Origin of the sequence: Asanoa sp. NPDC050611 (assembly GCF_040654855.1) — a bacterium.
Taxonomy (GTDB): domain Bacteria; phylum Actinomycetota; class Actinomycetes; order Mycobacteriales; family Micromonosporaceae; genus Asanoa.
Genome location: NZ_JBFAIU010000382.1, coordinates 1 through 6,550, shown reverse-complemented (window position 1 = coordinate 6,550; position 6,550 = coordinate 1). Strand labels below are relative to the sequence as shown.

Below are 6,550 nucleotides of genomic sequence, written 5' to 3'. Positions count from 1 at the left end.
GCCGTCCGGAGGACCAGGCACAGCGGGAAGCACAGGGCACGGCTCCTAGGGTCTTGACCTGTGCCGTCCGGAGGACCAGGCACCGCGGGAAGCAGGGCACGGCTCCTAATAGCCTTGCCGGGTGAGTTCTGACGACACCCGGCGCGCCGAGCTGGCGGCCAACCTGGCGCGGGTCCGCGCCCGGATCGACGCCGCCCGCTCGGCGGCCGGACGCACCGACGAGGTCACCCTGGTCGCGGTCACGAAGACCTACCCGGCCACCGACGTCGCCCTGCTGGCCGACCTCGGTGTCACGGACGTCGGCGAGAACCGCGACCAGGAGGCCGCACCCAAGGCCGCCGCGATCGGGGGCCGGGTGCGCTGGCACTTCGTCGGCCAGCTCCAGCGCAACAAGGCCAAGTCCGTCAGCGCGTACGCCGACGTCGTGCAGTCCGTCGACAGCGTCCGGCTGGCGGCGGCGCTCGACCGGGGCGCGGCCGGCCATGGCCGGGTCGTCGACGTGCTGATCCAGGTGAGCCTCGACGGCGATCCGGAGCGGGGCGGCGCGCTGCCGGACTCGGCCGACCCGGACCGCGGCCTGGGCCAGGCGGCTTCCGCGGTGGCCGACGCGGAGGCGCTCCGGCTGGCCGGCCTGATGGCGGTCGCGCCGCTGGGTGCGCCGCCGGACGCGGCGTTCGCGCGGCTCGCCGAGATCGCCGCGGCCTTCCATGTCGATCATCCGACAGCCCTGGTCCTGTCGGCGGGAATGTCCGATGACCTGGAAAGCGCCGTTTCGCACGGCGCGACACATGTGCGCGTCGGTAGCGCGTTGCTCGGTAAGCGTCACTACCTGGGGTAGCCTGACGGCGGACACCAAACTACATCGGTGTTGTTTTCCATGCTGATCTTCGCAGCGCCGGGGGGCGCGCCGTCAACCGGGAGGGTGACGGCAGAGGAAGGTCGGCCTGGTGCCGATGCATAGACGGAGTCCACGCGCGTGACAGTGGCTCGTGCAGGGGGGCACGTGCCACACGGCGGACGGAGGGGCGCGGCACATGGGAGCTCTGCGAAAGGCGGGCGTCTGGCTCGGGCTGGTCGAAGAGGAAGACGACGACCAGACCTACGACGACGGCTACGACGCCCGGTCAGGCAACGGCCGGTCCGGCAACAGCCGGTCCGGTGATGCCGGCTACCGCGAATCGCGCTACCGGTCCAGCCGGTACGCCGACGAGTACGCCGAGGAAGAGGAAGAGGCGGACGAGGCGCCGGCGGTGCCGCGGGCCCGGTCGACCCGGCACACCGAGCGCACCCCGAGCCGCCTCGAGGCGGCCGAGGCGGAGCTGGCCGAGTCGCGGGAGAGCCGCGCGCTCGACCGCGCCAGCGTGCGTTCGATCACCCGCGCGCCGGCTCCGGAGAGCCCCGCGCCCGTGAGTTACCCCACCCGCGACAACCTCGCGCTGGCACCTCAGGTGCAGTTGCGCGAGCGCGCGTTGGTCGCGGACGACGAACAGCGCTACCAGATCACCACCCTGCACCCGACCACCTATCGGGAGGCTCGCACCATTGGCGAGCATTTCCGGGACGGTGTTCCCGTGATCATCAACCTCACCGAAATGGATGAGTCCGACGCCCGCCGTCTGGTGGATTTTGCGGCGGGGTTGGCCTTTGGTTTGCGGGGTACGATCGAGCGCGTCACCAACCGGGTGTTCCTACTCTCACCGGCCAACGTCCAGGTCACCGCAGAGGACAAGGCGAAGATCGCTGAGGGCGGTTTCTTCACCCTGCCGTAGCCCTGAGCAGGGCAGAGTCGGCCTTGACGGAGGGTCCTGCGAGTCGTGATGTCGATTCTGTTCCAGGTGCTCTACCTGCTGTTGTACTTCTTCCTGGTCGTCCTGCTCGCACGATTCGTATTGAGCGCGGTGCTTCAGTACGGCCGTCGTTGGCAGCCGAGGCGAGGTGCGGCCGCCGGACTGGAAGTGGTGTGGAGCGTCACCGATCCGCCCCTCAAGGCGTTGAGGCGTGTGATCCCACCACTGCGGATCGGTAACCTCAGCATCGACCTCGCCTCCCTTGTGCTCTTGGTTATCCTGTTCGTGCTGATGAGATTCGTGGTGCAGCCCTGGATCTGACACACGGTCTGACCAGGAGCTACGCGGCCGCAACTGACCCGAGGAGTTTCGATGCCGCTTACCCCGGCCGACGTGCACAACGTCGCCTTCAAGAAACCCCCGATCGGCAAACGGGGGTACGACGAGGAGGAGGTCGACGCATTCCTCGATGAGGTCGAGCGCGAGCTCGCCCGTCTGATCGAGGAGAACAACGAGCTGCGCGCTCAGGTCGAGCGTGGTGGACCCCGTGGCGGCGCGCCAGCCGGCCCGGGTGCCGACCCTCGCATGGCGGCGGAGCTCAACGACCTCAAGGCCCAGATCGACCGGGTCCAGCGTGACAAGGCCGCCGCTGAGCAGGCCGCCCGCGCCATGCAGGGCGAGCTGGAGCAGATGCGTGCCCAGGGCGCCCCGGTGGTGGGCGGCGACGGCGAGCAGCAGGCCCTCCGGGTCCTGATGATGGCCCAGCGCACGGCCGACGACCACGTGTCCGACGCCCGGCGCGAAGCCGACAAGCTGCTCTCCGACGCCCGCACCAAGGCTGAAGAGGTCACCCGTGAGGCGCGGGCCAAGGCCGACGCGCTCGAGCGGGACGCGCGGCAGCGGCACCAGGAGGCCATGGGCGGCCTCGACGCCAAGCGCACGGCACTGCAGAAGCACATCGAAGAGCTCAAGCAGTTCGAACGGGAGTACCGCACCCGGCTCAAGGCCTACCTGGAGAGCCAGCTTCGCGACCTCGACGGTCGTGGGCAGGGTCTCGAGGCCGAGATGACCCGGACCGACGGCAATCGGTCCGTGACATCCGGCGGCGCACCGGGTCTGGCCACCGCTGGTCTGGCGGGCTCCTACGGCGGCGCGGGACGTTCCGGTTCCCTCGAAGCCGGTCGCTGACAAGCCTTCGACCGACGGTTCCGTAGCCCAACCGGGGGCGGGCATGCGTCCCCCGGACGGTGCCGTGACTCCGGCGTACCCGGGACCCCCCGGGGGCGCGCCGGACCCACGACATCTATACAGAAAGCGGCGGGGGTGAGCCGTGATCGTTGCAAGTTTGGTGCTCATCCTCGGTGCTGTCACGCTGCTCGTGCTCGGACTCGCAGGTGGTTCGAGCGTGTTGCTGGTCCTGTCGATCGCGGCGAGCCTGTTCGCCGCAGTCGCGCTCGTCGTCGGTGCCCGTCAGGCCGCCGCCGCACGGGCACAGGGCAGCTACGCCGATGACGAGCGGTTCACGCGTGCCGGCGACGAGGATGACTCGAGAGTGTTCCACCACCGCTCGACGGCCAGGGTCAACGAGCCCGGCCGCCGACGGGCGACCGCATGGGGGGCGGACGAGACGTCCGTCGCGGTCGCGGACCCCGTCAGCCCACCGAACGTGCCCAACCAGGGCAGCTTCCGGTCGGGCGAGGGCACGGAGTACGGCCGCCGCCGCGCGGCGGCCGCGACCGTCGACGAGCCGGGGGGCCTTGTCGACGACCGGACCAGCCAGTACGACCAGGGCTTCGCCGATCTGCGGTCCGACGGGCCGCAGGCGCAGGGCTGGCCCGGGCAGCCGTCGCCCCCACCGCAGGCGTACGCCGCGGCGGTGCCCGACGACGACGATGACGATGACGACGAGGATCCACCGGACGAGCCGGCGGCCCAGTTCGTCTCGGCCGCCGACGCGGCCCGGGTGGCCCGGATGTCCGCACCGGTCCTGGTGATCGACGGACGGCCGCGCTACCACATCTCGGGCTGCGTCCACCTGCTCGGCCGCGAGAGCGAGCCGTTGCCGGTGAGCGAGGCGGCAGAGCTCGGCTTCACGCCGTGCAGCCTCTGCGAACCCGACAGTGCCCTGCTTGCCGGGGCACGCCGGGTCTGAGAGAACGCTGTTGAAGAAGGGGACCCCTGTTGCTGTTCCGGGACGGGGGCGCCCTTAGAAGGGCACCCGCCCCGCGGGTGCCCTTCTTGGCACAATGAGGCATGGCCGCCGTGGTGATCGCCGTCCGGGTGAAGCCCGGGGCTTCGCGCGCCCGGGTCGGTGGGCGGTATGAGGGCCCGCACGGTCCTGCGCTGGTCGTCGCGGTCACCGCGCCGGCGGTCGACGGTCGCGCGACCGAGGCCGCCCGGCTGGCGGTGGCCGACGCGCTCGGCGTGCGGCGCGCCGCCGTGACGCTGCGGACCGGCGCGGCCAGCCGCGACAAGCTGTTCACGGTCGCGGTGCCCGACAGCGGCGCCGCGTTGGACCGATTCGCCGTGCTCCGCGACACGGGGACGTGACCGAGGACCTCAACCTCGCCCTGCTCCTCGGGGCGGGGGTGCTGCTCGTGGCGGTGGCCGCGGTGCGGCTGTCGTCGCGGCTCGGCCTGCCCAGCCTCCTCGTCTACCTGGCGCTGGGCCTGCTGATCGGCGAGTCCGGGTTGGGCGTGCAGTTCGAGGACGCGTCGCTGACCCGTACCCTCGGCCTCACCGCCCTGATCGTGATCATCGCGGAGGGTGGCCTGACCGCCCGCTGGGCCACGCTGCGCCCGGTGATCGGCGTGTCGCTCACGCTGTCCACGGTCGGCGTGGCGGTGAGCATCGCGGTGGTCGGCCTCGCCGCACACGTCTTCCTGGGTCTGGGTTGGCAGCTTTCCATGCTGTACGGGGCCGTCGTCGCGTCGACGGACGCGGCCGCCGTGTTCGCCACCCTGCGCAAGCTGCGGCTGCCCGCCCGGCTCGTGGCCGCGGTGGAGGCCGAGTCCGGCATGAACGACGCGCCGGTCGTCATCGTCGTCGTGCTGCTCTCGACGGTCGGGCCGTTCCCGCACCCGTGGTGGTACGAGGTCCTGCTGATCATCTACGAGCTGGTGGTCGGCGGCGCGATCGGCCTGGGCGTCGGTTTCGTCGGGCGCTGGGTGCTGCGCCGGGCCGCACTGCCGTCCTCGGGCCTGTATCCCATCGCGGTCGTCGGCCTGACCGTGCTGGCGTACGCCGCCGGCGCGGTGGCGCACTCGTCCGGCTTCCTGGCCGTCTACACGGCGGGCGTCGTGCTCGGCAACTCCCGACTGCCGCACCGGCAGGCGATCCTCGGCTTCGCCGACGGCCTGGCCTGGGTGGCCCAGATCGGCCTGTTCGTGCTGCTCGGCCTGCTCGCCTCGCCGAGCCGGCTCGACGACGTGATCGTCCCGGCGGTCGTGGTCGGCGTCGCGCTCGTGTTCTTCGCCCGGCCCCTGTCGGTACTGGTCTCGGCCACCCCCTTCGCGGTGCCGCTGCGGGCACAGGCGTTCCTGGCGTGGGCGGGCCTGCGCGGGGCGGTGCCGGTCGTGCTCGCGACGATCCCGCTGTCAGCCGGTCTGCCTGGCGCGTCGCGCCTGTTCGACGTGGTGTTCGTGCTCCTGTTGATCTTCACGGTCCTCCAGGCGACCACGATCGCACCGGTGGCCCGGGTGCTCGGGGTGACCGCTCCGGACGAGCCGGCGGAACTGCGGGTGGAGACGGCGCCGCTGGACCGGATGGCCGCGGATCTCCTGCAATTGGAGGTGCCGCCCGGCTCGCGCCTGTCGGGTGTCCACCTGGACGAGCTGCGCCTCCCGGTCGGCGCGGCGGTGACCCTGGTGCTGCGGGACGGGCAGGGCTTCGTACCAGCCCCCGACACGCGCCTCAAGGTCGGCGACAGCTTGTTGATCGTGGCCACCGCCGCCGTCCGGGACGCCGCGGAGCGCCGCCTCCGGGCGGTGAGCCGGCGAGGACGTTTGGCCCGCTGGTTTGCGGAGTACGGGGAGGAAAGGGGCTAACCATCAGTTAGGGTTCGTTTTGCCCTGATTGCTGGCTAATCAGCGGCGGAACTGGCGGAATCGGTGCGGCATGTTGTCGGACGTCTTCACGTTCCGTATTCTTGCCAACCTCCGGAGTGCGCGGCGGCCCGCCGCGCGCCCGTTTTGCACGTGGGGGATCGTGATGGCCGACCGCGCGAGCATCGCCCGGAATGCACCGGCCACGGCCGGCGCGCCGGGCTCGCGCGCCGTCGTGCAAGACCCCGACCGCCCCCGCCGCCGCACCGCCGGCGGCCGCACCCGCTCCGCTGCTGGGTCGGCCCGCAAGAACAGGCGCGACCTACCCACCGCGGCGGCTTCTGCCGAGACCAGGACTGTTACGCCGGAGCCGTCAACCGGATCGGTCGATCGATCCGGGTCGCGCCGCAAGGCGCCGACCGCTTCGGCCGCCGAGGTCAAGGCCGCGGCGACCCCTGCCGGATCGGCCCCTGAGGGCGCGGCCCCAGGGCGCGCCGGTGCGGAGTCGGCGCCCGCCCGGTCCGGGTCGGGGCGCGGCGCCCGTGCGAAGTCCGCTTCCGCCGAAGGCGAGGTCCGGGCGGTAGCGACCGCGCGGATCGATCCCGGGTCCGGGTCGGGTGATCGGTCGCGGGGCAGACGAGGAGCTTCGTCGTCCACTTGTCGCCGTTGCGGATCATCGGCCGGGTGTCTTGTTCACACCCGGCGAACAGGTCCAGGTCG

6 protein-coding genes and 1 pseudogene are annotated in these 6,550 nt (G+C 71.8%); all 7 read left to right on the top strand.

All coding sequences use genetic code 11. The annotated features are described in order from the left end of the window. The first annotated feature begins 121 nt into the window (after window positions 1-121). The 7 genes and pseudogenes from AB0H87_RS35730 to AB0H87_RS35700 all read left to right on the top strand — a co-directional run bounded on the left by AB0H87_RS35730 (window position 122) and on the right by AB0H87_RS35700 (window position 5,833). Entirely contained in the window at window positions 122-838 is a 717-nt protein-coding gene (locus AB0H87_RS35730) for a YggS family pyridoxal phosphate-dependent enzyme (RefSeq protein ID WP_360156157.1), read from the top strand. Window positions 839-1,034: 196 nt separating this feature from the next. After that, window positions 1,035-1,769, top strand: a complete 735-nt coding sequence (sepF, locus tag AB0H87_RS35725) for a cell division protein SepF (protein WP_360156160.1) — start codon at window positions 1,035-1,037, stop codon at window positions 1,767-1,769. A 45-nt stretch (window positions 1,770-1,814) separates the two neighbouring features. Continuing rightward, window positions 1,815-2,108 carry a YggT family protein gene (locus tag AB0H87_RS35720; protein WP_360156154.1) on the top strand — a complete coding sequence of 98 codons (294 nt, stop codon included), beginning with the start codon at window positions 1,815-1,817 and terminating at the stop codon, window positions 2,106-2,108. Window positions 2,109-2,159: 51 nt separating this feature from the next. Then, complete coding sequence (locus AB0H87_RS35715) at window positions 2,160-2,975, top strand: DivIVA domain-containing protein (protein WP_360156151.1); 816 nt, start codon at window positions 2,160-2,162, stop codon at window positions 2,973-2,975. Window positions 2,976-3,705: 730 nt separating this feature from the next. Beyond that, window positions 3,706-3,939 (top strand): annotated as a pseudogene (locus tag AB0H87_RS35710) (hypothetical protein); the annotation flags it as partial. A gap of 101 nt (window positions 3,940-4,040) precedes the next feature. Beyond that, window positions 4,041-4,337: a DUF167 domain-containing protein gene (locus AB0H87_RS35705; protein WP_360156148.1), complete on the top strand. Its 297-nt coding sequence runs from the start codon at window positions 4,041-4,043 to the stop codon at window positions 4,335-4,337. Then, complete coding sequence (locus AB0H87_RS35700) at window positions 4,334-5,833, top strand: potassium/proton antiporter (protein ID WP_360156145.1); 1,500 nt, start codon at window positions 4,334-4,336, stop codon at window positions 5,831-5,833. Before AB0H87_RS35705 ends, AB0H87_RS35700 begins: the two co-directional genes overlap by 4 nt. Window positions 5,834-6,550: the final 717 nt, after the last annotated feature.

Coding starts and splice junctions, on each gene's coding strand:
- sepF (WP_360156160.1), top strand. CDS start 1,035: ATGGGAGCTCTGCGAAAGGCGGGCGTCTGGCTCGGGCTGGTCGAAGAG.
- AB0H87_RS35715 (WP_360156151.1), top strand. CDS start 2,160: ATGCCGCTTACCCCGGCCGACGTGCACAACGTCGCCTTCAAGAAACCC.
- AB0H87_RS35705 (WP_360156148.1), top strand. CDS start 4,041: ATGGCCGCCGTGGTGATCGCCGTCCGGGTGAAGCCCGGGGCTTCGCGC.